Genomic DNA, 25,675 nt, shown 5'->3' on the forward strand with positions numbered 1-25,675 from the left:
ACATCCGTACCGGACCAGCAGATCGAAGAGAGTGGAGTCTTGATGTCGACCACCGGCACCCCGAAGACCGCAGCTGAAATCCAGCAGGATTGGGACACCAACCCGCGCTGGAAGGGAGTAACCCGCAACTACACGGCGGAGCAGGTCACCAAGCTCCAGGGCACCGTTGTCGAAGAGCAGACCCTCGCACGCCGTGGTTCCGAGATCCTCTGGGACCTCGTGAACAACGAGGACTACATCAACTCGCTGGGCGCGCTGACCGGTAACCAGGCCGTTCAGCAGGTCCGTGCAGGCCTCAAGGCCATCTACCTGTCCGGTTGGCAGGTCGCCGGTGACGCGAACCTGTCCGGACACACCTACCCGGACCAGAGCCTCTACCCGGCCAACTCGGTCCCGCAGGTCGTGCGCCGCATCAACAACGCGCTGCTGCGCGCCGACGAGATCGCCAAGGTCGAGGGTGACACCTCCGTCGACAACTGGCTCGCCCCGATCGTCGCCGACGGCGAAGCAGGCTTCGGTGGCGCTCTCAACGTCTACGAGCTGCAGAAGGCCATGATCGCGGCCGGCGTCGCCGGTTCGCACTGGGAAGACCAGCTCGCGTCGGAGAAGAAGTGCGGCCACCTCGGTGGCAAGGTGCTCATCCCCACGCAGCAGCACATCCGCACCCTGACCTCGGCTCGCCTCGCCGCCGACGTCGCGGACGTTCCCACCGTGGTCATCGCCCGCACCGATGCCGAGGCCGCGACCCTCATCACGTCCGACGTCGACGAGCGCGACCAGCAGTTCCTGGACGGAACCCGCACCGCCGAGGGCTTCTTCGGTGTCAAGAACGGCATCGAGCCCTGCATCGCTCGCGCCAAGGCCTACGCCCCGTACGCCGACCTCATCTGGATGGAGACCGGCGTGCCGGACCTCGAGGTCGCCAAGAAGTTCGCCGAGTCCGTTCGCAGCGAGTTCCCGGACCAGCTGCTCGCCTACAACTGCTCGCCGTCCTTCAACTGGAAGGCGCACCTGGACGACTCGACCATCGCGAAGTTCCAGAAGGAGCTCGGCGCGATGGGCTTCAAGTTCCAGTTCATCACCCTGGCCGGCTTCCACTCGCTCAACTACGGCATGTTCGACCTGGCGCACGGCTACGCCCGCGAGGGCATGACCGCCTTCGTCGACCTGCAGGAGCGCGAGTTCAAGGCCGCCGAGGAGCGTGGCTTCACCGCCATCAAGCACCAGCGTGAGGTCGGTGCCGGCTACTTCGACAGCATCGCCACCACGGTCGACCCCAACACCTCGACGGCTGCCCTGAAGGGCTCCACCGAAGAGGGTCAGTTCCACTGAGCCTTGTCCTCCAAGGCTTCGACCGATCAAGGTTTCACCTGATCAACCCGACCCCGGGGAGGGGCCTGTAACAGGGCCCCTCCCCGGGCGACGACTCCACTAGACGAAAAGGAGCTGACGTGACCAGCGAAAAGATTCAGCGCGTCGGCGTGATCGGCGCCGGGATCATGGGTGCCGGAATCGCAGAGGTGTGCGCTCGCGCGCACGTCGACGTTCTGGTGTTCGAGCAGACCCGCGAACTTGCGGCGGCGGGACGTTCGCGCATCCTGCGTTCGCTCGACCGCGGAGTGAGCAGCGGCAAGATCACCGAGCGGGAACGTGAGCAGGCTGCCTGGCGGTTGCGGTTCACCTCCGATCTCGGTGATTTCGCGGACCGGCAGCTCGTCGTGGAGGCCGTCGTCGAGGACGAGAAGGTGAAGAGCGAGATCTTCACCGAACTCGACCAGGTCGTGACGGATCCGAACGCCGTGCTGGCGTCCAACACGTCGTCGATCCCGATCATGAAGCTGGGCATCGCCACGAAGTCCCCGGAACGGGTCATCGGGATGCACTTCTTCAACCCCGTTCCGGTGCTTCCCCTCGTCGAGTTGGTGACCACGCTCAAGACGAGCAAGTCGGTGTCCGAGCGGGCCGAGGCGTTCGCGAGCGATGTGCTGGGCAAGCAGGTCGTCCGTTCCGCGGACCGCTCCGGATTCGTCGTCAACGCCCTCCTGGTGCCGTACCTGCTCTCCGCGATCCGCATGGTGGAGTCCGGGTTCGCCACCAAGGAAGACATCGACAAGGCAACGGTTCTCGGCCTCGCACACCCGATGGGTCCGCTCGCGCTGACCGACCTGGTGGGCCTGGACACGGTCAAGTCGATCGCCGACTCCATGTACGAAGAGTTCAAGGAGCCCCTGTACTCGGCGCCGCCGCTGCTGCTGCGCATGGTCGAGGCCGGGTTGGTCGGCAAGAAGTCCGGCGCGGGCTTCTACGAGTACGGCGACAACGGCCGTGCCAGCAAGAAGGCCAGCTAGTAGGTAGGTAGGCGACTACACCTGTGCGCCTTTCACGACCACTGGCGGTTGTGAGAGGCGCACAGGTGCATCGAGCCCAGAGGCATTCTCAGCCACTGGACTGAGCCCAGAAAGGTCGACCGCATGTCCAGCACCGCAGCATACGGATCCAGCATCCTGGGGTATCCCCGCATCGGACCTCGCCGCGAACTCAAGCGTGCCCTCGAGTCCTACTGGCACGGCACGAGCACGAAGGAAGAACTCGTCGCCGTCGCCCGGGACCTCCAGGAGGAGACGTGGAGTGAGCTCGCCGCGACCGGTCTGACCCAGGTCCCGGGCAACACGTTCTCCTACTACGACCACGTACTCGACAACGCGCTGCTGTTCGGTGCCGTGCCCGAGCGGTTCACAGCGCTCGGGAGCCAGCTCGATCCGCTGGACTTCTACTTCACGATGGCACGTGGCCGGCCGGACTTCCCGCCGCTCGAACTGGTGCGGTTCTTCGGCACCAACTACCACTACCGTCAGCCCGAACTCGACGAGAACACCGAGTTCTCGCTGCGGTCCGAGACCGTGATGGACGAGTTCGAGCGGGCGAAGGCGCGCGGGATCGAACTGCGTCCCGTCGTGCTGGGACCCGTGTCGCTGCTCCTGCTGTCGAAGGTCGGTCCGACGTCGAAGCGGCACGGCTTCTCGACCCTCGACCTGCTGGACAAGCTGCTGCCGGAGTACGAGCGGCTGTTCGAGCAGCTCGCGAAGGCCGGCGCCACGTGCGTCCAGCTGGACGAGCCGTCGTTCACCGAGGACCGCACACCGGAAGAATTGGGCGCGCTGGCCAAGGCGTACGAGACGCTGTCGCACGCACCGCTGCGTCCCCGCATCCTCGTCACCGGTCCGTACGGGCATCTCGGGGAGGCCCTCGCCATTCTCGCCGCCACCAAGGTGGAGGCTCTCGGCCTCGACCTCGTCAGTCACCGGCTGAGCGCCGACGAGCTGGCGAAGATCCCGGGCATGAAGCGCAAGCGCATCTACGCCGGTGTCGTCGACGGCCGCAACGTGTGGCGCGTCGACCGGTACAACACGTTGACGTACCTGAACACGCTGAAGGATGTCGTGCCGGATCTCGTGGTCTCGACGTCGACGTCGTTGCTGCACGTGCCGTACGACGTGTTGTCCGAGTACGACATCCCCGGTGATGTCGCGGACCGGCTCGCGTTCGCGAAGCAGAAGGTCGGCGAGGTGGTGTCGCTGGCCAAGGCGCTCACCGAGGGTCCGTCCGACAAGTGGCGCAAGCGTCCCACGTCGGTGCACTTCAAGCTCAAGCATGCGGTGCGCGCACGGGTCAACGCGATCAAGCCGGGCGACCGCGTCCGGGTTCCGTACGAGGAGCGGCGGGTCGCCCAGCAGGAGCGCCTGAACCTGCCGCTGGTTCCTGCGACGACGCTGGGCTCGTTCCCGCAGACGGATGCGATCCGGCAGGCGAGGTACGAGCTGGGTGAGGGTCGCCTCGAGTGGGACGAGTACTACAAGCGGATCCAGGCCGAGATCGAAAGCACGATCCGGTTGCAGGAGGACATCGGTCTCGACGTCTTCGTGCACGGTGAGCACGAACGCAACGACATGGTGCAGTACTTCGCGGAGCTTCTCGAGGGGTATGCCTTCACCCACAACGGCTGGGTGCAGGCTTACGGCTCGCGGTGTACACGTCCGCCGATCCTCTACGGGGACGTGTCGCGGCCGAAGCCGATGACCGTCGAGTGGATCTCGTACGCGCAGTCGCTGACGGACAAGCCGGTCAAGGGCATGCTCACGGGTCCGGTGACGATGATCGCGCGGTCGTTCGTCCGCCAGGATCAGCCGCTGTACGAGACGGCCGATCAGTTGGCGCTGGTGATCCGTGACGAGATCGCCGACCTCGAGGCTGCGGGTATCGCGATCATCCAGGTCGACGAGCCGGCGATCCGGGAATTGCTGCCGTTGCGCGAGAACGGCCGCGAGGCCTATCTCGAATGGGCGGTCGACGCCTTCCGTCTCGCGACGGGCGGGGCGAAGCCGGAGACGCAGATCCACACGCATCTGACGTACACGAGCCGGGCGTCGGTGGTCGACGCCATCGAACGGCTCGATGCGGACGTGACGGCGATCGTGGCGACGCGCTCCATCACGTGGGTGCTCGGTGCCATCAAGGAGCGGGCGCTGACCCACGGCGTCGGTCCGGGCGTGTACGAGAGTCGGTCGGCCCGGATTCCGGACATCGACGAGTTGGACGAACTGCTCACGGAGGCGAGCGAGTCGGTCTCGCTCGAGCGGTTGTGGGCCAACCCCGACGGTGGTCTGAAGACGCGTCACTACTGGCAGCTCGAGCCGTCGCTGCGCAATATGGTGGCGGCGGCGAGGCGCCTGCGCCGGCGGTCCGAGAAGGAAGAATTCGAGGACTGATTCCTCAGGCGTGTTCGGGGTCACCGCGTCAGCGGTGGCCCCGAACGTGCGTTCGGTCGCGCAAACATGTAGGCATGTAAGCATGGTTACCGCAGCCGCATACGCAGTCACGTCCAGCGAAGGCTCCTTCGAGAAAACCACCATCGAACGCCGCGAGCTCGGACCGCTCGACGTGCTCATCGAGATCAAGTACGCCGGCATCTGCCACTCCGACATCCATACCGCCCGCAACGAGTGGGGCAGCACGCACTATCCGGTCGTGCCCGGTCACGAGATCGCGGGCGTGGTGAGCGCGGTGGGTTCCGACGTCACGACGCACCGGGTCGGCGACCGGGTCGGTGTCGGCTGCTTCGTCGACTCCTGCGGCGAATGCGACGCCTGCCGGGCCGACGAGGAGCAGTACTGCGCCAACCGGGTGACCGGCACGTACAACGCCAAGGGGCGCGACGGCGAGTGGACGCAGGGCGGCTATTCGACGCACATCGTCGTGACCGAACGATTCGTCCTGTCGATCCCCGACGGCCTGGAACTGGACGTCGCTGCGCCGCTGCTCTGCGCGGGGATCACCCTGTACTCACCGCTCGCACACTGGGGAGCCGGACCGGGCAAGAAGGTCGCCGTCATCGGGATGGGCGGCCTCGGACACGTCGGTGTGAAGATCGCGCACGCGATGGGAGCCGAGGTCACGGTGCTCAGCCAGTCGCTCGGCAAGAAGGACGACGGCCTGAAATTCGGTGCCGACCATTACTACCCCACCTCGGATCCGACCACGTTCAGGCAGTTGCGCGGAGAATTCGACCTCATCGTCAACACCGTCTCGGTGAATCTCGACATCGACGCGTACCTGTCGATGCTCGCGATCAACGGCACCCTCGTCGAACTGGGGTTGCCGGAGAAGCCCATCGAGGTGCGCGCGTTCAGTCTCGCAGCCAACCGCCGCAGCCTGGCCGGTTCGATGGTGGGCGGCATCGCTCAGACGCAGGAGATGCTGAACTTCTGCGCCGAGCACGGCATCGGTGCCGAGATCGAGGTGATCTCGGCGGACGAGATCGACGGCGCGTACGACCGCGTGGTCGGCAGCGACGTGCGGTACCGATTCGTGATCGACACGGCAACGATCTGACCTACGCGTCGCCGAGTTGATCTCGCAGTGATGCCAGTGTCTTCGCCAGCAGGCGGGACACGTGCATCTGCGAGATACCGACTCGGTCGGCGATCTGGGTCTGTGTCATGTTGCCGAAGAACCGCAGCATGAGGACGGTCCGCTCCCGTTCGGGCAGCGATTGGAGCAGGGGCCGCAGGGTTTCGTGATTCTCGACGTCGTCCATCGCGGCGTCGTAGTCGCCGAGCGTCTCCACCATGGACAGCTCGCCGGTCCGGTCCGACGACGTGTTGTCGACGGAGACGGTCTGATAGGCGTTGCCGGCGAGGAGTCCCTGCGCCACCTCCTCCTGTTCGAGGTCCAGGTGTTCGGCGAGTTCGCTGACGGTGGGGGCGTGGCCGAGGCTCTGGGACAGTTCGGCGACGGCCTGGCTGAGCGCGAGGTGCAGTTCCTTCATCCGGCGGGGTACTCGAACGGCCCACCCGGTGTCGCGGAAGTGGCGTCGCACCTCACCCATGATGGTGGGGACGGCGAACGACACGAAGTCGGATCCCCGCTCGACGTCGAACCGGTCCACCGAGTTGACCAGCCCGAGGCGCGCGACCTGAACCAGATCGTCGTGCGCCTCGCCGCGGCCGTCGAAACGGCGGGCGATGTGCTCGGCGAGGGGAAGACAGCGCGTCACGACGGCGTCGCGCAGCCTGCTGCGCCGGGGATCGTGCAGGTCGAGGGCGGCCATCTGTTCGAAGAGTGCTGTGACGTCCTGATACTCGTCCGGCCAACGGGCCGTGTGCCCCCCACTGTGAGTATGGGACGTCACAGACTCAGGCCGTTCTTCACCTTGGTGAATTCCATGGTGGTCACGAAACCCGCGGTGGCGGGGTCGGGCTCCTGTTTCAGATCGACCGAATCGGTGAGGGCGTTGAGGACGTGCCAGGCGAACGAGCGCTCGCCGAGGGAGTCGACCGAGGTGGTGGTGCTCGATACGTCGACTCGCAGGGTGTCGTCGAGATACTGCAGCCGGCACACCAGGACCGCGCCCGGTGTCGCGCGGACGATCAGCTGGGTACAGATCTCGTCCATGGCCAGTTTGATGTCGGCGATGGAGTCGAGGTCGAAATCTTCGTGGATGGCAACGGTTGCTGCCAGGGCGCGCAGTACGGAGAGCTGATCGGGCGTTGCTCGCACGCGCAGTTCGACGACGGGATGTGTGTGATCCTGGTCGGGTTCGATTGTCTTGGCGATGGCCATGAGACCTCCGGGTCGGGCGTACCGTGCTGTCGGCGGGCGGTGGGTCGGCTCGCGCTGCTGAGAAGTCAGGGTAGCGATCCGGCGACACCGCAGGTGGAATACCGCAGAACAGGACCGATCAAACCAGTCCGATCAGTACGTTTGCCCGGGTAGTGTTGGCGGCACGATCAGCGTTCCTGAGGCCCTCGGCAGGGTCATGGTGGTCACGGGAGACGAGTGGGATGCCTGACGAGATTCACCTGCACACGTTGACGAGTGACGTCGAGACCGCGGACGCCGACGCGGTCGCCGTGTCGCTCGACTCCGTGCTCGAGTTGCTCGAGCCGGAGGACGAGACCGACGTCGTGCTGCACACGCTGTGCCGCCGGGTGGTCCAGGCGTTCCCGGGCGCGGCGATGGCCTCGATCACCGTTCTCCGGGCGACGGGCCCCGTCACGGTGGCCGCGACGCCGGACGAGGTCATGGATCTCGATGAGTTGCAGTACCGCTTCGGCGAGGGCCCGGCACTCGACGCCGTACGCTCCCGCGACACCGTGCGGGCCGACCGTGCCGCCGCGCACGAGAGGTGGCCGGCGTACGCCGCGAACTCCGAACCGGCCGGCATCCACAGTTATCTGTCGATACCCCTGCCTGTCGCCGAGCAGTCCGCCGCGCTGAATCTGTACGGAGTGCTGCCGCACGCCTTCCACCAAATGGACGAGTCCGTGCTCGAGCTGTACGTCGAGGCGGCGGCGGTCGCGGTGCGCACCGCGCGGCGGTACAGCGAGGCGAGGAATCTGATCGAGCAACTTCGTATCGCCCTCCGGTCCCGCGCCGTCATCGACCAGGCCAAGGGAATCGTGATGGCGTTGCGAGGTCTCGACGCCGAGACCGCGTTCGACGTCCTCGTCACGCGTTCGCAGCGGGAGAACGTCAAACTGCGCGTCGTCGCAGAACGTGTCGTCGCGGCTGTTTCGGCGCGTACAACCGTGCGTAACGGTTTGTAATCGCTCACCAGGGCAAATGAGAGCTCGAGTATCTGTTATTTCCTTGTGACACATCACAGGCGGGAGTAGTCTCGAATCGAGGTTGAACACACAGCCGATGTCGGGAAGCGCTGCCGTAGCAGACGGTGTCATGTGTCCGAGGTCGGGTCTGTCTGCAGGTGCTCCGCTTCCCCACTCAATGTTCGAGATGGGGTGAGCCATGTCTGTTGGTCCAGGGGTCCCAGAACCTGAAATGGCGTGTTCGGGCACGGAGTTCGGTACCACGTACAAGCCGAGGGTAACGCTCTCGGCCGTCGGTTCCGCTCCGACACGCTGTGCGAGCGCGGAATTCACTTCCGAGCGACTCGGTTCCGGGGTGATGTTGGTAGGGGTGCGAGGCGAGATCGACCTGTTCAGTGCACCGGAGTTCCGCGACTACGTGTGCACGCGGATCTCGCCCGAGGGGCAGTTCATCCTCGACATGTCGAAGGTGGATTTCATCGGAACCGCGGGTTTGTCGGTGCTCGACACTGTGCACGCGACGAACGTCCGGGACGGGCGGACGTGGGCGATGATCTGCGGCCGGCCGGTGTATCGGCTGCTCAGAGCCGCGGGTCAGGAGTCGAGCTACCCCTGCTTCGCTTCCGTGGACAGTGCCCTCGGGGCCTGGCACGGCCGAACGGCCTGACCGTCCGAACCGGCGCCCGACGTCAGTGGGCGCCGGTTCGACTCGTGCGCGGAGGGGCCGACACGCAGCGGCCGTAGGCACGGAGGGTGTCGGTGGCGACCCGGTCCCACGAGTAGCGGGCGCGGGCGCGATCGCAGCCCGCCATGCCGTATCCCGTGCGCAGGGCGTCGTCGTCGAAGATCTGTCGCAGGGCCTCGGCCAGGCGGACCGGGTTGCGCGGTGAGATGAGGCGTCCGGTGATGCCGTCGACCACCGTGTCCCGCATACCCCCGACGGCGGACGCCACCACCGGGGTGCCGCAAGCCATCGCCTCGAGCGGAACCATGCCGAACGGCTCGTACCACGGGGTGCACACGACGGCATCCGCCGAGCGCAGCAACGAGGGCATGGCGTTTCTCGGCACGCGCCCGACGATCCGTACCCGGTTGCGCACCTTCGCCTCGCGGGCCAGCGTCAGCAGTCGCGATGCTTCGGGGTCGTCGGCGACGTCGTCTGCGGCCGGCCCGCCCGCGATGACGAGTTCGGTGTCGGGGAAGTGGATGAGCGCCTCGATGGCGGTGTCGAACCCCTTGCTCGGCGCCAGCCGGCCGACCATGACGAGGCGATGACGTTTGCCCTTCTCGTCGGCGCGGCCGTCGGGCGTGAACTCGGCGACGTCGACGCCGGACGGAACCACGGACGTCCGCGAGCGCGGCAGGCCGAGGTGGGAGAGTTCGAAGACCTCGTCGGTGCAGGTCGCCACCACCCGGGTGGCTCCGCGGGCGATCAACTGTTCCAAGTGAATTCGGTTGTGGGTGCTCGACGAATCCGCGCGCTCGAATCGCTGCTCGACCACTCCCAGCGCGTGGAACGTCTGGACCACCGGAATGCCGAGCGTGCGGGCGGCGAGTTGCGTCGCGATCCCGGACATCCAGTAGTGGGCGTGGACGATGTCGGGCCGTTCGGATTCCCATTCGGTCTTGAGGAAGCTGCCGAATGCCCCCATCAGCGGCAGGATCTCGGCCTCGGACATCCGGCGCGCCGGCCCGACCGGCACGTGCACGACGGTGTACCCGCCCGGGGTGGTGACCCGCTCCGGGGCGTCCGCGCTGTCCGCCCGGGTGTAGACGGTGACGTCGTGCCCCTCTCGCGTGAGGGCGGCCGACAGTTCGGCGAGGTGAATGCTCTGCCCCCCGACGTCGGCGCCGTCCGAGACGTCGAGAGGACTGGCGTTGGCCGAGACCATCGAAATCCTCAATCGTCTCGAGTTGCCGACGGCTGCCGTTCTCATCGTCTGCCCGCCGCACACGGGAGGTCTGGGTTCGCGATGAGTGGCCGTCATGCCACGGGGATTCCCGAACTTCGGGTTTGTAAACCGACCGGCTAGCACTCTGTCACAGGACAGGTGGCACGGGCCGGCCGGTGTTGCGTTCTAATACCAACGCCGCCTGCCGCCGACCGCACGCCCGGTGGCGCCGAGAATCCACAGGATCGCGCCGATCACCAGGAGGATGATGCCGATGGTCCACAGCCAGGTGAGACCGGTGAGCCATCCGATCAGGAGCAAGATCAGTCCGAGCACGATCATGACGTTCCTCGATTCTTCATCCCACCGGGGCGAGGAGAGTGTCCGATCCCGGATCCTCCCGCACCCCGTCGACTCCTGCGCCCATTGCGTAGGTCAGATGCCCGCCGAGCGCGCCGCCGACGCCGATCGCGAGTAGTCCCGCGGTGCTCGTGACGACAGCGCGTGCGTCCGTTCCGTGCCTGCGGCGAAGATAGGACGCGAGCATGGCCGTGATGCCGATGGCGTTGGCCTCGGCGTGGATCAAGCCGACGCGGCGCTGACGCGTATCGCGTTCGGCCCAGTCCGCCCAGCCGGTCACCAACGTCGGGGGAGCGGCGAGCAGTCCCAGGCCGATCAGCCTGCGTGCGCCGACGTGATCGCGCAGTGCCAGATCGAAGACGGTCGCGCCGACCCACGCCCCGATGGGGAGGCTGACGAGAACGGGATGCACCGGGTGGCCGAGCCAGGATCCGCGCAACACCGCGCCCGCGCCGGTCGACCCGAGCGCCCCCCGGATCCGCTGTTGCAGGAACCGGCTGCCGCCGTCGAGGAACCCGGCGGATTCCGCCTTCCGGAACAGGCTCTCGAGGTTCATGAATCCCGGTTACCCAGGGCAGCGCGAAGAAAACCGGCCTACCTTGTCGTCGATGCAGGTCGGGCGTAGCGTCGGGACCACGTTCTCGAAGGTGAGGTGAGTGCCGTGAAACTCAATCTCTTCGCTGCTTGGGTCAGCTTCGCTCTCGTGTTGTTGTCGGTGGTCTGTCTCGGCGGGTTCCTCGTCGCCGCAGGCTCGGGGCAGGGCGGCTGGGCGGTGATCTCCGGATCTCTGTGCGTCGTCGCGCTGGCCGGAGCGATGGCGCTGTACGGCGGCACCGTGCGTCACGATCACAGGCTGCACCACGAAACGCCGCACCTCTTCTGACGGCGGCATTTCCGGGCGTCCTCAGGATTCCGCGAGCCTCCGCTTCTCCGCTTCGATGTCGAAAGCGGCGGGCGGCCAATCGAGGTCGAGCTTCTCCAGGGCGTCGATCAGCAGTTCGGTGACCGCGATCCGGCTGTACCACTTGCGGTCGCACGGAACCACGTACCACGGCGCGTAATCGGTCGACGTCTCGTCGAGCATCGCCTGATACGCGTCCTGGTACGCGGGCCACAGCCTGCGTTCGTCGACGTCCGAGGGGTTGTACTTCCAGTACTTGTCCCGGCGTTCCAACCGTTCGAGCAGCCGTGACTTCTGTTCGTCGAGCGACACAAACATCGCGACCTTCACCAGCGTCGTGCCGCCGGCGACGAGTTCCTTCTCGAATTGGTTGATCTCGTCGTAGCGGCCGCTCCAGATTTCCTCGGGCACGAGATCGTGAACCCGGACCACCAGCACGTCCTCGTAGTGCGATCGGTCGAACACACCGAGTTGCCCGCCGCGGGGCAGGGCCCTGTCGATTCGCCACAGGAAGTGGTGGCCCTTCTCCTCGGGGGTGGGCACGCCGAACGACGCGTGATCCACGCCCTGCGGATCCACGTGTCCGATGACGTGGCGGACCATCCCGCCTTTACCCGCGGTGTCCATGCCCTGGAGCACGAGGAGCACCGACCGGCTGTCGCCGGATCGTCCGTTGGCGTAGAGCTTCTCCTGGAGGGACGACAGCACCGTCCCGCGCTCCTCGAACAGCGCGAGCCCGTCCGACTTGCCGCCCACGAATCCGGGTGTGCTCCCGCAGTCGAGTTCGGCGATCCGCTGACCGGGGCGCGCCCGCAGGACCTCGATCGCCGGCGTCTTCCAGAGTCCGCGTGCCTTGTCTGCCATGTGCAAACAGTGCCACAGGAGCGTTACATGGAGTGGTGGGCGGCAAGGTGCATCGGTGTCGTGTCCTGGTGATCGGGACGGGCTTCTCCGGTCTGGGCACGGCCATCCAGCTGCGTAAGCGGGGACGCGACGACTTCATTCTGCTGGAGAAGGCGCAGGAGGTCGGCGGCACCTGGCGGGAGAACACGTACCCGGGTTGTGCGTGTGACGTCCCCTCGCACCTGTACTCGTTCTCGTTCGAGCCGAACTCGGACTGGACGCGGATGTGGTCGGGTCAGGAGGAGATCTTCGACTATCTGCGCGGCCTGGCCGACAAGTACGACCTGCGGCGCAACATCCATTTCGGCCGCACGATGACGGGCGGGAACTGGGACGCCGAACAGCGACGGTGGCATGTCCGCACCGAGTCGGGCGACGAGTACGTCGCCCAGTTCGTGGTGTCGGGGATCGGTGCCCTCCACATTCCGAACATCCCGGATCTGCCCGGCGCCGACACGTTCGAGGGCACGGCATTCCACTCGGCGGAGTGGAACCACGACTACGACCTGCGGGGCAAGAAGGTCGCGGTGATCGGCACGGGCGCCAGCGCCGTCCAGTTCGTTCCCGAGATCGTGGGCGACGTCGCCGAGTTGCAGGTGTACCAGCGGACGCCGCCCTGGGTGATACCTGGCTTGAACTTCGGCATTCCGCCGGAGGCGCGGCGCCTGTTCGGCCGGGTCCCGCTGGTCCGTCGGATGGTGCGTACCGCGGTCTACTGGACATACGAATCGCTCGCGCTCGGGTTCAACGGGCACTCCCGGCTGATGCGGCCGATCGAGAGCGCGGCGCGGAGGAACCTGAACAGGACGGTCACCGATCCCGAACTGCGCCGGAAGCTGACCCCGTCCTATCGCATCGGTTGCAAGCGGATCCTCGGGTCGGACGTGTACTACCCGGCGCTGATCTCACCGAAGACGGTCGTGATCACCGAAGGTATCGACACGGTCCGCCCGCACAGCATCGTCGCGGGAGACGGGGTGGAGCGGGCCGTGGACGCGATCATCTACGCCACCGGATTCCACGTCACCGACGGGTTCGACAATGTCGAGCTCACCGGGGCCGGGGGCAGGCGCCTCGCCGACGAATGGGAGGAGCACGGGATCCGCACCCACCTCGGTATCACCGTCGCGGGTTACCCCAACGCGTTCTTCCTCTTCGGACCCAACACCGGGCTCGGTCACAATTCGGTGGTCTTCATGATCGAGGCGCAGATTCGTTATGCATTGGAACTGATGGATCTCGTCGACCGGCGCGGCGCCGATTCCGCCGTCGTCCGGCCCGCGGTGCAGAGCCGCTTCAATACCGACATCCAACGGAAATTGGCACAGGGCGTGTGGTCCACCGGCGGGTGCATGAGCTGGTACCTGGATTCGCACGGCGTCAACCGCACGATCTGGCCGGGTTCGACCGTGCGCTACTGGCGGCGGACGCGGTCGGTGGAACCGGCGGACTTCGAGTTCACACCCGGCTGAACGGCGGGGGCGTCACTCCGTCGACGAGATGGCTTCCCCAGAGGTCCACCCCGGTGATCCGGGCTGTCGCCGTTCCTTCCGGGCTGGTGATCTGCAATTCCGTGCCCGCGGACAGGTCTGCAGCTACACCGAGGGCGTCCGTCAGGGTGCGGACGCGGCCGTGCCAGACGTACCGACCGCTGATGGGTTCGAAGTTTCCCGCCAACTGGACCTGCACGGTCACGGCGGGACGGTCGCCGACGACGACGTCGGCGGGGCCGCGGTAGCCCCCTTCTTCTTCCTCGTGTTCGTTCACACGGGCAAGCTTACCTGTAACTGTCAGTTACACAAGAAAGGATCGGGCTCAGTCGGCCTCGGCCGCGGGCGGCAGCAGCGGGTGCGGGATCGCGTTGAATCGCGCAGGTGAGCCGTTGACGGCAGCGATGCCGGTGACGCCACCCCAGGTCATCATCGTGAGGTAGTTGATCAGATCCTCGACCGACATCGACCGGTTGGAGATCCACCAGTGCGTCGCCAGCTGCACACCGCCGACGATTCCGTACGCCCAGGGGACGGCGCCGCCGGAGTCCATCTCCATCTGCCGCAGCCGCTCGCCGAGCACGGTGGAGAGCACCTCCGCGATCATCCGTTCCGAGTCGGCGACCGTCTCGCGGCCGGGGCCGGAACCGTTGGCCATGATGTAGAGGTAGACGTCGGGATCCGACGCCACCGTCTCGACATACGCCGTGATGGTGGCGCGGGTCAGCTCGAAGTCGTCGAGATCTCCGCCGATGGCCTCGTAGATCCGCGGGGCGAGCGTGGTTTCCACGTAGCGCGCCATGGTCGCGTTCGTCAGGTCGCTCTTGTCCGCGAAATAGCGGTACAGCACCGTCTTGGAGACACCGATCTCGGATGCGATCTCGTCCATCCCGATGTCCCGTCCACGCAGGCGGATGGCGGCGATCGTGCCGTCGACGAGTTCTTCTCGGCGTGCGATCTTGTGCTCACGCCAGCGGCGCTTGCGCCCATCCGGCTTTGCTGCCTTGTCCAGCTTCGTCATCGAGTCGGTCACCTGCTCAGGATCCTTCACGCCGTCGTTCGCCACTGACTCTCTTCACATCCGTTTCGTGTCGCGATCTCCTGTCAGCTTAGTGCTCGGGTCTTGTCGCCCGGCACAACGCCGTCTGTGCGGGCGCGCGTCCGGCGGCTGGGCAGCCGCCTCCACGCCGACCTTGGGCACAATGGCGTCTGTGGACCAATTGAGCCTTTCCGCCTTCGACGACGACGCGAAGCGCCGCGATCTCCGCAAGATGAAGGCTGTCGCGACGGGCTTCCTCGTGTTCGCCACCGTGGTCTACCTGGTGTGCAGGTGGCAGGAATCGCGGGGTGCGGGGGCGTGGGTCGGCTACGTGCGGGCCGCGTCGGAGGCAGGCATGGTCGGTGCGCTGGCCGACTGGTTCGCGGTGACGGCCCTGTTCCGGCATCCGCTCGGGTTGCCGATCCCGCACACCGCGATCATCAAGCGCAAGAAGGACCAGCTGGGGGCGAGCCTCAGCAACTTCGTCGGCCAGAACTTTCTCGCCCCCGAAGTGGTGTCCGCCAAGGTGGAGGCCGCGGAGATCCCGCTGCGGCTGGGCACGTGGATGGCGCAGCCCAAGCATGCCGCGCGCGTCGCTGCCGAGACGGCCACCATCCTGCGCGGCTTCGTCGAGATCCTTCGCGACGAGGACGTGCAGCAGATCATCGACAGCACACTGGTGCGCAGGCTGGCCGAGCCCCAGTGGGGGCCGCCGATCGGGCGCGTGCTCGGCGAACTCCTGCGCGAGAACCGGCAGCTGCCGATCCTGGATCTGCTCGCCGAGCGGGCGCACCAGTGGGCGCTCGGGAGCCAGGAGACCATCGACCGGATCGTCAGCCGCGATTCGCCCGCCTGGTCGCCCAAGTTCGTCGACGCCATGCTCGGCGAGAAGATCCACCGCGAGCTCGTCGAATTCACCTGGAAGGTGCGATCCAACCCGGAGCACGAGGTGCGGCAGGCGGCCAACCGCTTCCTCGTCGACTTCGCCGACGACCTGCAGAACGACCCGGCGACCATGGAGAAGGCCGAGAAGATCAAGGCAGAGATCATGGGCCGCGAGGAGGTGACCGGCCTCGCCGCGGCGACGTGGACGGTCGCCAAGCGCCTGATCATGGAATCCGTCGACGACCCGAACAGCACGCTGCGCACGAAGGTCGCGGAGAACGTCGTGCGGTTCGGCGAACGGCTGCGCGACGACCACGAGCTGAGGACGAAGGTCGACGGGTGGGTACTCGCCGGCACGCGCTACGTCGTCGTCCACTACACCGACGAGATCACCGGGATCATCTCCGACACCGTCGAGCGCTGGGACGCCGAGGAGGCGTCCAAGAAGATCGAGCTGCAGGTGGGACGGGACCTCCAGTTCATCCGCATAAACGGCACCGTGGTCGGTTCGATCGCGGGCCTGCTGATCTACACGTTCTCGACGTTGATGTTCGGCTGACCATCGCCTCGGCGGAGGGTCCGCTAGCTGGGTGCTAACAGAGTGCTTGCAATTGCTAGCACCCTGCTTTAGGCTTGGTTCTGCCCAGCAACACGGAGGACTGATGGCAAGCGATGATCGCGACGCGGCCGGTGCAGGAGATCTGGCAGCTCGCGTAGTCAGCAACGCCGCTCACGACATCGGAGGTTTCATTCGTGCCCAGCGCGAAGCGGCCCAGGTGTCGATGCGGCAGCTGGCGCAGCTGGCCGGTGTCAGTAATCCGTATCTGAGTCAGATCGAGCGTGGGTTGCGCAAGCCCTCGGCCGAGGTGCTTGGGCAGATAGCCAAGGGTCTCCGGGTGTCTTCGGAGGTCCTGTACGTCCAGGCGGGTTACCTCGAGCAGCGGCCACACGGTCCCCTCCGTGACGCTCTGCTCGCGGATACGGCCATTACCGAGCGGCAGAAGCAAGTGCTGCTCGAGATCTACGAGTCGTTCTGTCGTGAGAACGAATCGGCGGAAGCGGCCGAATCCCGGACGTCCGAGCTTCGGACAGAAGAACACCAGCGTTCTGATTCCCAGACGCCGGAACCAGAACCCCCCACCGTTGAACAGGAGAAAGCCGATGACTGACCAGAAGACCATCGACAGCGTCAAGACCTCGCTGTACGCGGCCGTAGGCGCCGGAGACGTTGTCGTGCAGGCCGTGGCCGACGTCGTCGCCCAGGTCCGCTCGCGCGCCGAGTCCACCCAGGGTGACGTCGAGGAGCGCGTCGGCGGCGCCAAGGAGCGCATCGCCGGACTCCAGGAAGAGGTCACCGAGGGTGTCGAGAACCTTCGCGACCGTCTCGCCGGACTGCCGTCCGAGCTGCCCGAGGAGCTTGCCGAGCTGCGTGAGAAGTTCACCGCCGACGAGCTGCGCAAGGTCGCCGAGGCCTACCTGAAGGTCGCATCCGACCTGTACACGTCTCTCGCCGAGCGTGGCGAGGACACCGTCGAGCGCATCCGCAAGCAGCCGGTCGTCGAGGAGGGCATCGGCCGCGCCGAGACCGCCTTCGGCGACGCCGTCGAGCTGACCGAGGAAGCTCTCGGCACCGTTGCACGCCAGACGCGCGCCGTCGGCGAGCAGGCCGCGAAGCTCGCGGGCCGCGCTTCGGGTCGCATCTCCGACACCGCCGAGGGACTCGGCGAGGCCATCGCCGACGCCGGCGACGAGGCTGCCCTGAAGGTTCTCGACCTGGGCGACCAGGCCGAGGAAGCGTCGAAGGACGCTGCCGATCGCGTCACCGCCACCGCGGCCGACGTCCAGGCTCGCGCCGACAAGGCTGCCCCGGCCAAGCATGCCGCTCCCGCCAAGAAGGCTGCTCCGGCCAAGGCTGCGGCAACTCCCGCCCCGGCTCCGGCCAAGAAGGCCGCCACTCCGGCCAAGAAGGCTGCTCCGGCCAAGAAGGCTTGATCCTTCACGCTTTTCGGCCCCCGCACGTTCGGTGCGGGGGCCGTTTGCGTGTCGACCTCGTAGGATGGGGCTGTGATTCAAGTTGACGGCGTCGTCTCGGTGATCTTGTTGGTGATTCGCATCGTCGCCCTGGGCGGTGCTGCATACGCGCTGTTCCACGCGGCTCGCCAGCGCAAAGACGCGTTCACCGCGGTGGACAAGTTGAGCAAACCGATCTGGCTGAGCATTCTCGCCGTCGCGTTCCTCGTCCTCCTGCTGTTCCCCGCCGTGCAGTTGTTCGGCATCGTCGCGGTCGTCGCGGTGTGCGTCTACCTCGTGGACGTGCGCCCGCGCGTCGACGACGTGCAGCGCGGGCCTCGCTGGTAGCCGCTCCCACCCCATGAGCACGCGAAGGCGCAGACCTCGCGCGCCCAGACGATGACAATGGACATTGTGACAATGCTATTGTGGTGACACGGCTACCGAGGAGCTGACATGTCCGTGATCCACATGCGTGACTCGGCGAGCGATGCCCACCCGGCCGCGGGTCTCCACGTGGACCAGGCGAGGAGCGCCGCGAAGTCGATCCGGCACTACCACGACACGCTGTGTGAGGGCCGCTCGAAGACCATCGAATTTCTCGACGAGGTGGGACTCGTCGGCGGCCCGTCCCGGCTGCTGCTCCGACGGGCGCACATCGTCTGATGAAGGAATACCGGATCGACGACCTTGCACGCGAGGCGCGGGTGAGCGTGCGCAACGTGCGCGTCTACCAGGACCGCGGACTGCTTCCGCCGCCACGGAAGCAGGGGCGCACGGGGTGGTACAACGAATCGCATCTCGCCCGGCTGCACCTGATCGGGCGCATGCTCGATCGCGGCTACACGTTCGCCACCATCAGTGAACTCCTCACGGCTGCGCACTACGGACTCCAGGTCAAGGACGTTCTGGAGACCGACGACCCGGGTAGCCGGTGGAAGAAGCGCAGGCGAGCGGCCCGCCTCACGATCGCCGAGCTGAAACGCATGTTCGGTGGGCAGACCACCGAGGCAAACATCGCCCGGGGAACCGAACTGGGTGTGCTCGTTCCCGCCGGGGACGACTACGCGGTGAACGATCCGCGACTGGTCGAGGCGGCGCAGGTACTCGTCGACGCCGGCATCCCGCTCGAAGACGTCCTCGAACAGACCGCGGCGGTGCGGCAAGACCTCTCGGACGTCGCCGCGCGGTTCGTCGCCGTCGTCGCCGACCGCTACCTCGCCGCCGAGGGTGAGCCGCTCGAACTCGACGAGTCGACGGTCTCGGACATCGCGCGGCTCGTCGACCAGATGCGTCCCCTCGCGCACGACGCCGTCCAGTCGCTGTTCGACGAGGCGATGGAGGAGCAGATCTCGAAGGCGCTCGAACGGGCGGCCAGGCAACTCGCTGAGACGCCTAGTCCGGCGACGAGCACAGACACCGACAGAGCAAGTTGGACAGGACAGGGGTAGGAATGACCAGCAGTTCGCGCACCATCGCCTTCCGGGCACTCGCCGGCGCAGCCGGAGTGGGCACCGTCGTCGCCGCGGCAGCGGCGATCCGCCACAAGCGCGCCACCCGTGGGTTGACGTTGTCGACCGAGGTGGCGCCGAACGAGCTGCTGCGCACCCCGAACCTGCGCCCGGACGTGACGGAGATCCTCACCGACGACGGGGCCACGCTGTACGTCCGCGCCTACGGGCCGGTGGACGGTGATCCCATTGTGCTGAGCCATGGTTGGACCTGTTCCACCGAATACTGGTACCCGCAGGTGAACGCGCTCGCGGGCGAGTACCGGGTCATCACCTACGACCAGCGCGGGCACGGCCGCAGCACGGTCGGCTCGCTCCCGCTCGGCCCCGACGTCCTCGCCGACGACCTGTCGGAGGTGCTGAAGGCGACGGTGCGTGACGACAAGAAGGCCGTGCTCGTGGGTCACAGCATGGGTGGCATGAGCATCATGGCGTGGGCCGGCAGGCACCCCGACGAGGTGAAGAAGTACGCGTCGGCTGTTCTGCTCGCCAGCACCGCCTGCGACCGGCTCATCGCCGAGACCACCGTCATCCCGCTGCCGAATCGTTTTCCGCGAGTGCCGGTTCCGGTCGGACGCGCCGTCCTGAGCACCCCGGTCCCGTTGGTGTCGTCGCCGGTGATGACGCGCGCACTCCAGTACGTGTCGATGTCGCCGAACGCCTCCCGCGCCGAAGTCCAGTTCTGCGAGAACATCGTCCGGGACTGCAAGCCGCGCATCCGCGGCGGTTGGGGTGCCGCGCTCAGCGGCCTCGACATCCACGAGGCTCTCGACAACCTCGAAGTCCCGACCACGGTGCTCGTCGGTTCCATGGACCGGCTGACCCCACCGGTCCACGCCCGCAAGCTCGCTCGTGTCCTGGACGAGGCGGGTCACCTCGAGCGGCTGATCGTCCTGCCCGGTGTCGGCCACATGAGTTCCGTCGAGAGCATCGACGAGTTCGACAAGGAAATCGTCCGGCTCCGCAACCTCTGATCCGACAGTTGCCCGCGAATTCGTCAGGCTCACACGCAATGGTGTGTGAGCCTGACGAATCCGTCGGAATCTACTGGTTGGCGACCACGCCGAAGCGGCGCAGCGACAGCGCCGGATTCTTGGCACGGACCTCTGCGATGCGCTCGGGGGAGACGGCGCCGATCGCCGTCCCGACCCGTTCGCCGAGGGACGCGATCACCACCCCCATCGGATCCACGATCATCGACGCACCCGAACCTGCCGGGGCGCTCTGATCGGCCGCGGCGACGTAGATGGTGTTCTCGATGGCACGGGCGCGGACGAGTGTGGTCCAGTGGTCTTCCTTGAGCGGGCCGGGCACCCACTCGGCGGGCAGGACCAGGACGTCCGCGCCCGCGTCGACGATGCGTCGGGTCACCTCCGGGAACCGCAGGTCGTAGCACGTCTGCATGCCGAACGTCACGCCGTCGACGGTGAACGTCTCGGGGTCGCCGATCGCGCCGGCCTGCACGAAGTCCGACTCCGTGTAACCGAATGCGTCGTACAGGTGCAGCTTCCGATATGCGGCGGCGATACTGCCGTCGGGGGCGACCGCGACGAGGGTGTTGAAGATGCGGCGCTCGCCCGGGATCGCTTCGTTGATCCCCGCGACGAGGGTCAACCCGTGCCGGGCAGCGATCCCGCGGAGCCCGGTGACGAACTCGCCGTCCAGGGATTCCGCGGAGTCCACGAACCGCTCGTCCATGGTCGGAACCGTGAACATCGCGTATTCGGGTGCGGCCAGTACCCGGGCGCCCCCCGCCGCCGCCTCCTCGGCGAACTTCGCGATCCGGCCGAGGTTGTCCTGCTTGTCCGAACCCGGTGCGAACTGTGCGATTGCGATGTCGACCATGTCAGTGCCTTTCCGAAGTGACGGGTGCGGGCATTCGTTCGATCTTGCCGAGCACCACGGTGTAACAGAAGATTCCGCCGATCAAGACCGCTCCGGTCGCGATGAAGGCACCCGCGAACGAGCCCGTGGAGTCGACCACCATGCCGGTCACGATGGGCGCCGCGATCCCGAGGAGATTGGCGATGAAGTTGACGATTCCGCCGAGCGATCCGGTGTACCCCTGCGGGGCGATCAGGGCGACGATGCTGGAACCCGCGGGAACGGACACCGCCAGTCCGGCTGCGCCGATCGACAGGAAGATCAGCGCGACGGCGATCGATCCCGCGTACGCGGCGCCCGTCACCGCGAGGGACGCGAGCAGGCTGACCACCAGCACGGTTCGACGGACCTTGGTGACGTCGCCGGTTCGGGCCAGCCATCGGTCCATCAGGATGCCCGCGATGAGGAACTGCGCGATGACGGCGACCAGCCACGGAATCATCGTGTAAATGCCGCCCTTGAGCAGGTTCACACCGAACTGCTTCTCCAGATAGGCCGGCAGCCAGGTGAGCAGGACGTAGTACGCGTAGGTGTACGACGCGTAGCCGAGGGCCAGGCCCCAAGTCTTGCGTCGGCGCAGGAGATAACCGAGTCCGTTCAGAGACCCGGCCGTCTCGGCGTCTTCGTCCTCCGCACCGCCGGCTCGGATGAAGTCGAATTCCGCCTGGCTGAGACGTCCCTTGGCGAGTGCCTGCTTCGGGGTGAGGTAGAGCAGCCACCACACGGCCAGGTAGCCGACGGACAGGATGCCGGTGAAGATGAACGCCGCGTGCCAACTGAACGTGGTGACGAGGAAGGCCATGATCGGGATGCCGATCACGTTGGAGATCTTTGCGCACCCGTCGAAGATGGCCGTCGCGGTTCCGCGCTCCTGCCGCGGGAACCACTGACCGATCGCCTTCCACCCCGCGGGCACCGTCGGCGCCTCGCCGATGCCGAGGACCAGACGGGCGACGAGAAGCATGCCGAGACCACCCGCGGCCGCGGACGCGAACGAGGCGACCGCCCACAGGAACGCCGCGGCCCGGTTGACCCAGCGGACGCCGATCTTGTCGATGAACGATCCGATCGGCATCTGGAGCATCGCGTACGTCCAGAGGAACGCCGAGGACACCATGCCCATCTGCGACGCACTGATATCGAAGTCCCGCATGATCTCCGGGGCGGCGATCGAGAGGTTGACGCGGTCGATGTAGTTGACGAACATTCCGACCCCGAGAACGCCGGCGATGGTCCACCGGGCACGGCCCACGCCGGGGTGGGCCGCCGCTTCCGCGCGGTCGGGGGATACCGGTCCCGACGTCTGGGTCGTCATCGTGACTCCCTGATCTGCTTGATCTGCTCGAACGGTGCCGCGAATCCTGCGGCGAGCGCACCGTGCTGCATGATCAGCGCCATCTGGTCGGCCCCGTGCTGCACCGCGAACTCCTTCTCTTCCACGCTCCATGCCGGGAGCACCCAGGGCTTACCCGCCTCGGCGGCGGCCGTGGCCACCGCGGCGAGGTCGGTGAAGTCACCCTCCTCGCGTGAGTATGCCCCGCGTTCGCGGCGGAGGGAGAGGTCCGACGGTCCGACGAACACGCCGTCGACGGTGTCGAGTGCCAGGATCTCGGCGATGTTCTCGATCGCTCCGGCGTCCTCGATCATCGGGTAGCAGCGGGTGAACGAATCCTGCTCCGTGACCCACTCGTCGGTGAAACCGCCGTAGTTGGTGGTGCGGCCGCCCGCGAAACTCCGGTCGCCGAGTGGAGGGAACTTCGCGAATGCCGTGACTTCCTTTGCGTGAGCCGCATTTTCGATGTGGGGGATGACGACAGCTGTCGCGCCGAAGTCCAGTGCCTGCTGGATGGGGCCGCGTTCGGGCCCGAGTACTTTCGCCAGGACCTCCATGCCGATGCTGCGCAGGAACGGGATGAACCGTTCGAGATCCGCGAGGTCGAAGGATCCGTGCTCGATGTCGAGGACCACGGCGCCGTAGCCGATGCCGCGCGCGATCTCCGCTGCGGCGAAGCTCGGGTCGGACAGCCAGATCGCGTAACGCCGATCGGCGGGGGTGCTGTACATGCTGGTGGTCTCCTTTTTCTGGGGGTCCCGTTCCGGAACGGATGGCTACTGGCGGTTACGGCGTTGTGACCGCTCGCACATCCGATTTATATACTTCATGTATACACAGAGGATCCTTGGTGTGTCCATAGCTTGTATGATCAATTTGTTACGAGTCCGTCAATCCGATGGGCCGTCTGACGAAGGGATCGCGATGTCGGCATCGACGCTCGCCGGGCCCACCGGTGAATCCGGACCGGCACGAGATCGGGTCTACGTCTGGTTGCGGGACGAGATCATCCGCGGGTCCATCGAAGGCGGCCGATTCCTCGACGAACTCTGGGTCTCGGGGACGATGGGAGTGTCACGCACTCCGGTGCGCGAAGCGTTTCACCGCCTTGCCGCCGAACGGTTCATCACGCTGCTTCCGCGCAAGGGTGCGCAGGTGCGCACGGTCACCGCCCGCGAACTCGAAGAGGTCTACCAGACCCGGCTGCTGATCGAGGGCCACGCGGTGTCCACCCTGTGCGCGCGGGGAGTCGGCGCACCCGCGCACATGGTCGATCTGATCGAGCCGATGGAAGCCGCGGGACGCGAGCAGGACTGGTTCGCGGTGTCCGGCCTCGACCGCGAATTCCACCTGACCATGGTCAGCGCCGCGCAGAATTCGGTGCTGACCGAACTCTACGATTCGCTGCGATCACGGCAGCAGCGCGTCGCCGTCCGCGCGCTGAACGTCGGACCCCAGCGGCTCGGCACCATCAACGCCCAGCACCGGGCGCTCGTCGCCGCACTCGACGCCGTCGACGCAGACAAGGCGCTGGAGATCCTCACCGCCCACCTCCGGCCCGTCCCGGAAGTGATGGCATTGCTGCCGTCCCAGTTGCGGGACGACGAAACTAGCTGAACACCACCGTCTTACGACCGTGCACGAGGACGCGGTCCTCGAGATGCCAGCGCAGGCCGCGGGACAGCACGAGCTTCTCGATGTCTCGACCCTGCCGGACCATGTCCGCGACCTCGTCGGCGTGGTCGACGCGGATCACGTCCTGCTCGATGATGGGACCCGCGTCCAGTTCGGCCGTCACGTAGTGGCAGGTGGCGCCGATCAGCTTCACACCGCGGGCGAAGGCCTGGTGGTACGGGCGGGCGCCGACGAAGGACGGCAGGAAGCTGTGGTGGATGTTGATCGCCCGGCCGGCCCAGTGCTCGCACAGTTCCGACGGCAGCACCTGCATGAAACGCGCCAGCACGACGGCATCGGGGTCGTGGGCGTCGACCAGTTCGCGCACCTGCTCGAACGCGGGCCCGCGTTCGGCGGGGTCCTTCGGGAACGGGACGTGATGGAAGTCGATGCCGTGCTGCCGCGTGACGGTCTCGAGGTCGCGGTGGTTGCCGATCACCGCGCAGATGTCGGCGGGCAACTCGCCGCCGGCCGCGCGGCCGAGCAGGTCGTGGAGGCAGTGTGCCTCCTTGCTCACCAGCAGCACCACCCGCTTGCGCTCACCGGTGTCGGATACCGTCCACTCGGTCTCGGGTCCGAGTTCGGCGGCGACGGCCGCGAATCGCTCCCTGAGTTCCTCGATCGACATGTCGACCGAAGACGCACGGACAGCCTGACGAGTGAAGAACCAGCCGGTGTCGGCGTCCGCGTGGTACGCCGCCTCGACGATCCAGCCGCCTACCTCGGCGAGGAACGTCGAGATCCGGGCGACGATGCCGGTGCGGTCGGGGCAGCCGAGAGAAAGAACGTACCGGTGATCCTCGGTCGAAGCAGCGCTCATGGTCAACAGTCTTTCAGGTCGCGCTCCGGCCGTTCACCACGGCGGTGCCGACGAGGGTGCTCGCGTCGACGTCGTGAATCGCGCGCTCGGTGAGCAACTGCAGGAGATCGAGGCGAATCTGCTCGACCGTCCGGTCGTCGAACGGGGCGAGCGCGCGGCGGAAGTTCCCACCCAGGACGAGGTCCCAGGAGAACTCCGGGGTCGCGGGAATGATGTTGGACAGCTCCCGTACCTCGGTCGAGTGGGCGCCCAGCTCGCCCAGCCACTGGTGGAGCGCGTCCGGGGTGTCGATGCGCTCGAGGGGATCGAACGGCGACCCGGCCGGTTCGGGCTCGGGTTCCCGATGCCGGGCCACGGCGTCGTGGAATGCGTCCGCGAAGTCGCGCAGCGCCCCCCGCCGCCACACCGTCATCCCGACCTTCCCGCCGGGACGGACGAGGCCCGCGAGCCGGGTGAAATCGGCATCCATGTGGGGCAGGAAGAACACGCCGTACGAGCAGGCGAGCGCGTCGTAGCCCGCTTCCGGGACCGTGCTCGGCGGCTCCCAGGTGGTGGCGTCCGCGCAGACGAACTCGACGTTCTGCAGTCCGCGCTCCGATGCCTTCAGCCGCCCCTGCTCGAGGAGTTCGTCGGCCAGGTCGACGCCGTGGACGAGTCCCGACGGTCCCACGGCAGCGGCCGCGGGGAGCGCCGAAGACCCTGCGCCGCAGCACACGTCGAGGACGGCATCGCCGGGACGCAGTCCGAGCTGGAAGACGAGTGACTGCCCGGCCGGCGCCCACACGGCCGTCGTCAGCCGGTCGAATTCCAGCCGCGCCTCGTCGAAGATCGATCCCGGATCACTCATACGGCGATGCTAGGCCGTGCC

At 66.7% G+C, this 25,675-nt stretch carries 29 protein-coding genes; 16 read left to right on the plus strand and 13 right to left on the minus strand.

Going from position 1 to position 25,675, the window contains the following annotated elements; genetic code table 11:
- Window positions 1–42 precede the first annotated feature (42 nt).
- The 4 genes from aceA to DTA22_RS28785 all read left to right on the plus strand — a co-directional run bounded on the left by aceA (window position 43) and on the right by DTA22_RS28785 (window position 5,889).
- Window positions 43–1,332 carry an isocitrate lyase gene (aceA, locus tag DTA22_RS28770; protein ID WP_037237932.1) on the plus strand — a complete coding sequence of 430 codons (1,290 nt, stop codon included), beginning with the start codon at window positions 43–45 and terminating at the stop codon, window positions 1,330–1,332.
- Between the two features lie 119 nt (window positions 1,333–1,451).
- A complete protein-coding gene (locus tag DTA22_RS28775; protein WP_005261077.1) occupies window positions 1,452–2,348 on the plus strand; it encodes a 3-hydroxybutyryl-CoA dehydrogenase in 897 nt (298 codons plus the stop codon).
- Window positions 2,349–2,471: 123 nt separating this feature from the next.
- On the plus strand, window positions 2,472–4,766 hold the full coding sequence (gene metE, locus DTA22_RS28780) for a 5-methyltetrahydropteroyltriglutamate--homocysteine S-methyltransferase (RefSeq protein WP_112301734.1): 2,295 nt from the start codon (window positions 2,472–2,474) through the stop codon (window positions 4,764–4,766).
- An 82-nt stretch (window positions 4,767–4,848) separates the two neighbouring features.
- The gene (locus DTA22_RS28785) at window positions 4,849–5,889 is read left to right on the plus strand and encodes an NAD(P)-dependent alcohol dehydrogenase (protein WP_112301735.1); all 1,041 of its coding nucleotides are present in this window, start codon (window positions 4,849–4,851) and stop codon (window positions 5,887–5,889) included.
- 1 nt (window position 5,890) lies between these two features.
- On the opposite strand, the gene DTA22_RS28790 is transcribed toward DTA22_RS28785, so the two are convergent.
- Together DTA22_RS28790 and DTA22_RS28795 are read right to left on the minus strand one after the other, a co-directional pair.
- Window positions 5,891–6,688 carry an RNA polymerase sigma factor SigF gene (locus DTA22_RS28790; RefSeq protein ID WP_037237929.1) on the minus strand — a complete coding sequence of 266 codons (798 nt, stop codon included), beginning with the start codon at window positions 6,686–6,688 and terminating at the stop codon, window positions 5,891–5,893.
- Complete coding sequence (locus DTA22_RS28795) at window positions 6,685–7,119, minus strand: ATP-binding protein (protein WP_112301736.1); 435 nt, start codon at window positions 7,117–7,119, stop codon at window positions 6,685–6,687. Before DTA22_RS28795 ends, DTA22_RS28790 begins: the two co-directional genes overlap by 4 nt.
- Window positions 7,120–7,340: 221 nt before the next feature.
- Here DTA22_RS28795 and DTA22_RS28800 point away from each other — a divergent pair, with 221 nt between their 5' ends.
- Both DTA22_RS28800 and DTA22_RS28805 read left to right on the plus strand, forming a co-directional pair.
- The gene (locus tag DTA22_RS28800) at window positions 7,341–8,105 is read left to right on the plus strand and encodes a GAF and ANTAR domain-containing protein (protein WP_037237926.1); all 765 of its coding nucleotides are present in this window, start codon (window positions 7,341–7,343) and stop codon (window positions 8,103–8,105) included.
- A gap of 358 nt (window positions 8,106–8,463) precedes the next feature.
- Complete coding sequence (locus DTA22_RS28805) at window positions 8,464–8,772, plus strand: STAS domain-containing protein (protein WP_255221643.1); 309 nt, start codon at window positions 8,464–8,466, stop codon at window positions 8,770–8,772.
- 22 nt (window positions 8,773–8,794) lie between these two features.
- Here DTA22_RS28805 and DTA22_RS28810 read toward each other — a convergent pair whose 3' ends face one another.
- The 3 genes from DTA22_RS28810 to DTA22_RS28815 form a co-directional block, all read right to left on the minus strand.
- Window positions 8,795–10,009, minus strand: a complete 1,215-nt coding sequence (locus tag DTA22_RS28810; RefSeq protein ID WP_409372734.1) for a glycosyltransferase — start codon at window positions 10,007–10,009, stop codon at window positions 8,795–8,797.
- A gap of 174 nt (window positions 10,010–10,183) precedes the next feature.
- The gene (locus tag DTA22_RS36370) at window positions 10,184–10,339 is read right to left on the minus strand and encodes a DUF6131 family protein (RefSeq protein ID WP_005251863.1); all 156 of its coding nucleotides are present in this window, start codon (window positions 10,337–10,339) and stop codon (window positions 10,184–10,186) included.
- A gap of 16 nt (window positions 10,340–10,355) precedes the next feature.
- Window positions 10,356–10,913: a DUF2231 domain-containing protein gene (locus DTA22_RS28815; protein WP_037237920.1), complete on the minus strand. Its 558-nt coding sequence runs from the start codon at window positions 10,911–10,913 to the stop codon at window positions 10,356–10,358.
- A 96-nt stretch (window positions 10,914–11,009) separates the two neighbouring features.
- Here DTA22_RS28815 and DTA22_RS28820 point away from each other — a divergent pair, with 96 nt between their 5' ends.
- Window positions 11,010–11,240 carry a hypothetical protein gene (locus DTA22_RS28820; RefSeq protein WP_012689035.1) on the plus strand — a complete coding sequence of 77 codons (231 nt, stop codon included), beginning with the start codon at window positions 11,010–11,012 and terminating at the stop codon, window positions 11,238–11,240.
- Window positions 11,241–11,261: 21 nt separating this feature from the next.
- Here the strand turns inward: DTA22_RS28820 and DTA22_RS28825 are convergent, their stop codons facing one another.
- Complete coding sequence (locus DTA22_RS28825) at window positions 11,262–12,122, minus strand: polyphosphate kinase 2 family protein (protein ID WP_112301738.1); 861 nt, start codon at window positions 12,120–12,122, stop codon at window positions 11,262–11,264.
- Between the two features lie 35 nt (window positions 12,123–12,157).
- Here DTA22_RS28825 and DTA22_RS28830 point away from each other — a divergent pair, with 35 nt between their 5' ends.
- Window positions 12,158–13,633 (plus strand): flavin-containing monooxygenase, encoded by a 1,476-nt coding sequence (locus DTA22_RS28830; RefSeq protein WP_112301909.1) that lies wholly within the window; start codon window positions 12,158–12,160, stop codon window positions 13,631–13,633.
- Here DTA22_RS28830 and DTA22_RS28835 read toward each other — a convergent pair.
- Together DTA22_RS28835 and DTA22_RS28840 are read right to left on the minus strand one after the other, a co-directional pair.
- The gene (locus DTA22_RS28835) at window positions 13,620–13,928 is read right to left on the minus strand and encodes a DUF4873 domain-containing protein (RefSeq protein WP_112301739.1); all 309 of its coding nucleotides are present in this window, start codon (window positions 13,926–13,928) and stop codon (window positions 13,620–13,622) included. The two genes, DTA22_RS28830 and DTA22_RS28835, sit on opposite strands and share 14 nt — an antisense overlap.
- A gap of 48 nt (window positions 13,929–13,976) precedes the next feature.
- A complete protein-coding gene (locus DTA22_RS28840; RefSeq protein ID WP_210752718.1) occupies window positions 13,977–14,672 on the minus strand; it encodes a TetR/AcrR family transcriptional regulator in 696 nt (231 codons plus the stop codon).
- 190 nt (window positions 14,673–14,862) lie between these two features.
- Here DTA22_RS28840 and DTA22_RS28845 point away from each other — a divergent pair, with 190 nt between their 5' ends.
- The 7 genes from DTA22_RS28845 (at window position 14,863) to DTA22_RS28875 (ending at window position 20,070) form a co-directional block, all read left to right on the plus strand.
- A complete protein-coding gene (locus DTA22_RS28845; protein WP_037237978.1) occupies window positions 14,863–16,134 on the plus strand; it encodes a DUF445 domain-containing protein in 1,272 nt (423 codons plus the stop codon).
- Window positions 16,135–16,237: 103 nt separating this feature from the next.
- Window positions 16,238–16,744, plus strand: a complete 507-nt coding sequence (locus tag DTA22_RS28850) for a helix-turn-helix domain-containing protein (RefSeq protein WP_005261063.1) — start codon at window positions 16,238–16,240, stop codon at window positions 16,742–16,744.
- Complete coding sequence (gene tadA, locus DTA22_RS28855) at window positions 16,737–17,567, plus strand: major lipid droplet protein TadA (RefSeq protein ID WP_112301740.1); 831 nt, start codon at window positions 16,737–16,739, stop codon at window positions 17,565–17,567. The genes DTA22_RS28850 and tadA overlap by 8 nt, the downstream gene beginning before the upstream one ends.
- A gap of 72 nt (window positions 17,568–17,639) precedes the next feature.
- Entirely contained in the window at window positions 17,640–17,933 is a 294-nt protein-coding gene (locus DTA22_RS28860; protein ID WP_005251878.1) for a DUF2516 family protein, read from the plus strand.
- 108 nt (window positions 17,934–18,041) lie between these two features.
- Window positions 18,042–18,251 (plus strand): hypothetical protein, encoded by a 210-nt coding sequence (locus DTA22_RS28865; protein ID WP_112301741.1) that lies wholly within the window; start codon window positions 18,042–18,044, stop codon window positions 18,249–18,251.
- A complete protein-coding gene (locus tag DTA22_RS28870) occupies window positions 18,251–19,036 on the plus strand; it encodes a MerR family transcriptional regulator (RefSeq protein WP_112301742.1) in 786 nt (261 codons plus the stop codon). Before DTA22_RS28865 ends, DTA22_RS28870 begins: the two co-directional genes overlap by 1 nt.
- Before the next feature lie 2 nt (window positions 19,037–19,038).
- Window positions 19,039–20,070 (plus strand): alpha/beta fold hydrolase, encoded by a 1,032-nt coding sequence (locus DTA22_RS28875; protein ID WP_112301743.1) that lies wholly within the window; start codon window positions 19,039–19,041, stop codon window positions 20,068–20,070.
- 70 nt (window positions 20,071–20,140) lie between these two features.
- Here the strand turns inward: DTA22_RS28875 and DTA22_RS28880 are convergent, their stop codons facing one another.
- The 3 genes from DTA22_RS28880 to DTA22_RS28890 are packed head-to-tail and all read right to left on the minus strand — an operon-like array spanning window position 20,141 to window position 23,044.
- The gene (locus tag DTA22_RS28880; RefSeq protein ID WP_112301744.1) at window positions 20,141–20,941 is read right to left on the minus strand and encodes a carbon-nitrogen hydrolase family protein; all 801 of its coding nucleotides are present in this window, start codon (window positions 20,939–20,941) and stop codon (window positions 20,141–20,143) included.
- Between the two features lies 1 nt (window position 20,942).
- Window positions 20,943–22,295, minus strand: a complete 1,353-nt coding sequence (locus DTA22_RS28885) for an MFS transporter (RefSeq protein WP_112301745.1) — start codon at window positions 22,293–22,295, stop codon at window positions 20,943–20,945.
- Window positions 22,292–23,044, minus strand: a complete 753-nt coding sequence (locus DTA22_RS28890; protein WP_112301746.1) for an HpcH/HpaI aldolase family protein — start codon at window positions 23,042–23,044, stop codon at window positions 22,292–22,294. Before DTA22_RS28890 ends, DTA22_RS28885 begins: the two co-directional genes overlap by 4 nt.
- Window positions 23,045–23,237: 193 nt before the next feature.
- Between DTA22_RS28890 and DTA22_RS28895 the strand changes: the two genes are divergently transcribed.
- Window positions 23,238–23,930 carry a GntR family transcriptional regulator gene (locus tag DTA22_RS28895; protein WP_037237897.1) on the plus strand — a complete coding sequence of 231 codons (693 nt, stop codon included), beginning with the start codon at window positions 23,238–23,240 and terminating at the stop codon, window positions 23,928–23,930.
- Here DTA22_RS28895 and purU read toward each other — a convergent pair.
- Both purU and DTA22_RS28905 read right to left on the minus strand, forming a co-directional pair.
- The gene (gene purU, locus DTA22_RS28900; protein ID WP_009474774.1) at window positions 23,923–24,807 is read right to left on the minus strand and encodes a formyltetrahydrofolate deformylase; all 885 of its coding nucleotides are present in this window, start codon (window positions 24,805–24,807) and stop codon (window positions 23,923–23,925) included. The genes DTA22_RS28895 and purU overlap by 8 nt on opposite strands.
- Window positions 24,808–24,820: 13 nt before the next feature.
- Window positions 24,821–25,654, minus strand: a complete 834-nt coding sequence (locus tag DTA22_RS28905) for a class I SAM-dependent methyltransferase (protein WP_112301747.1) — start codon at window positions 25,652–25,654, stop codon at window positions 24,821–24,823.
- Window positions 25,655–25,675: the final 21 nt, after the last annotated feature.

This window comes from Rhodococcus wratislaviensis, assembly GCF_900455735.1.
In the GTDB taxonomy this organism is placed as follows: Bacteria; Actinomycetota; Actinomycetes; order Mycobacteriales; family Mycobacteriaceae; genus Rhodococcus_F; species Rhodococcus_F wratislaviensis.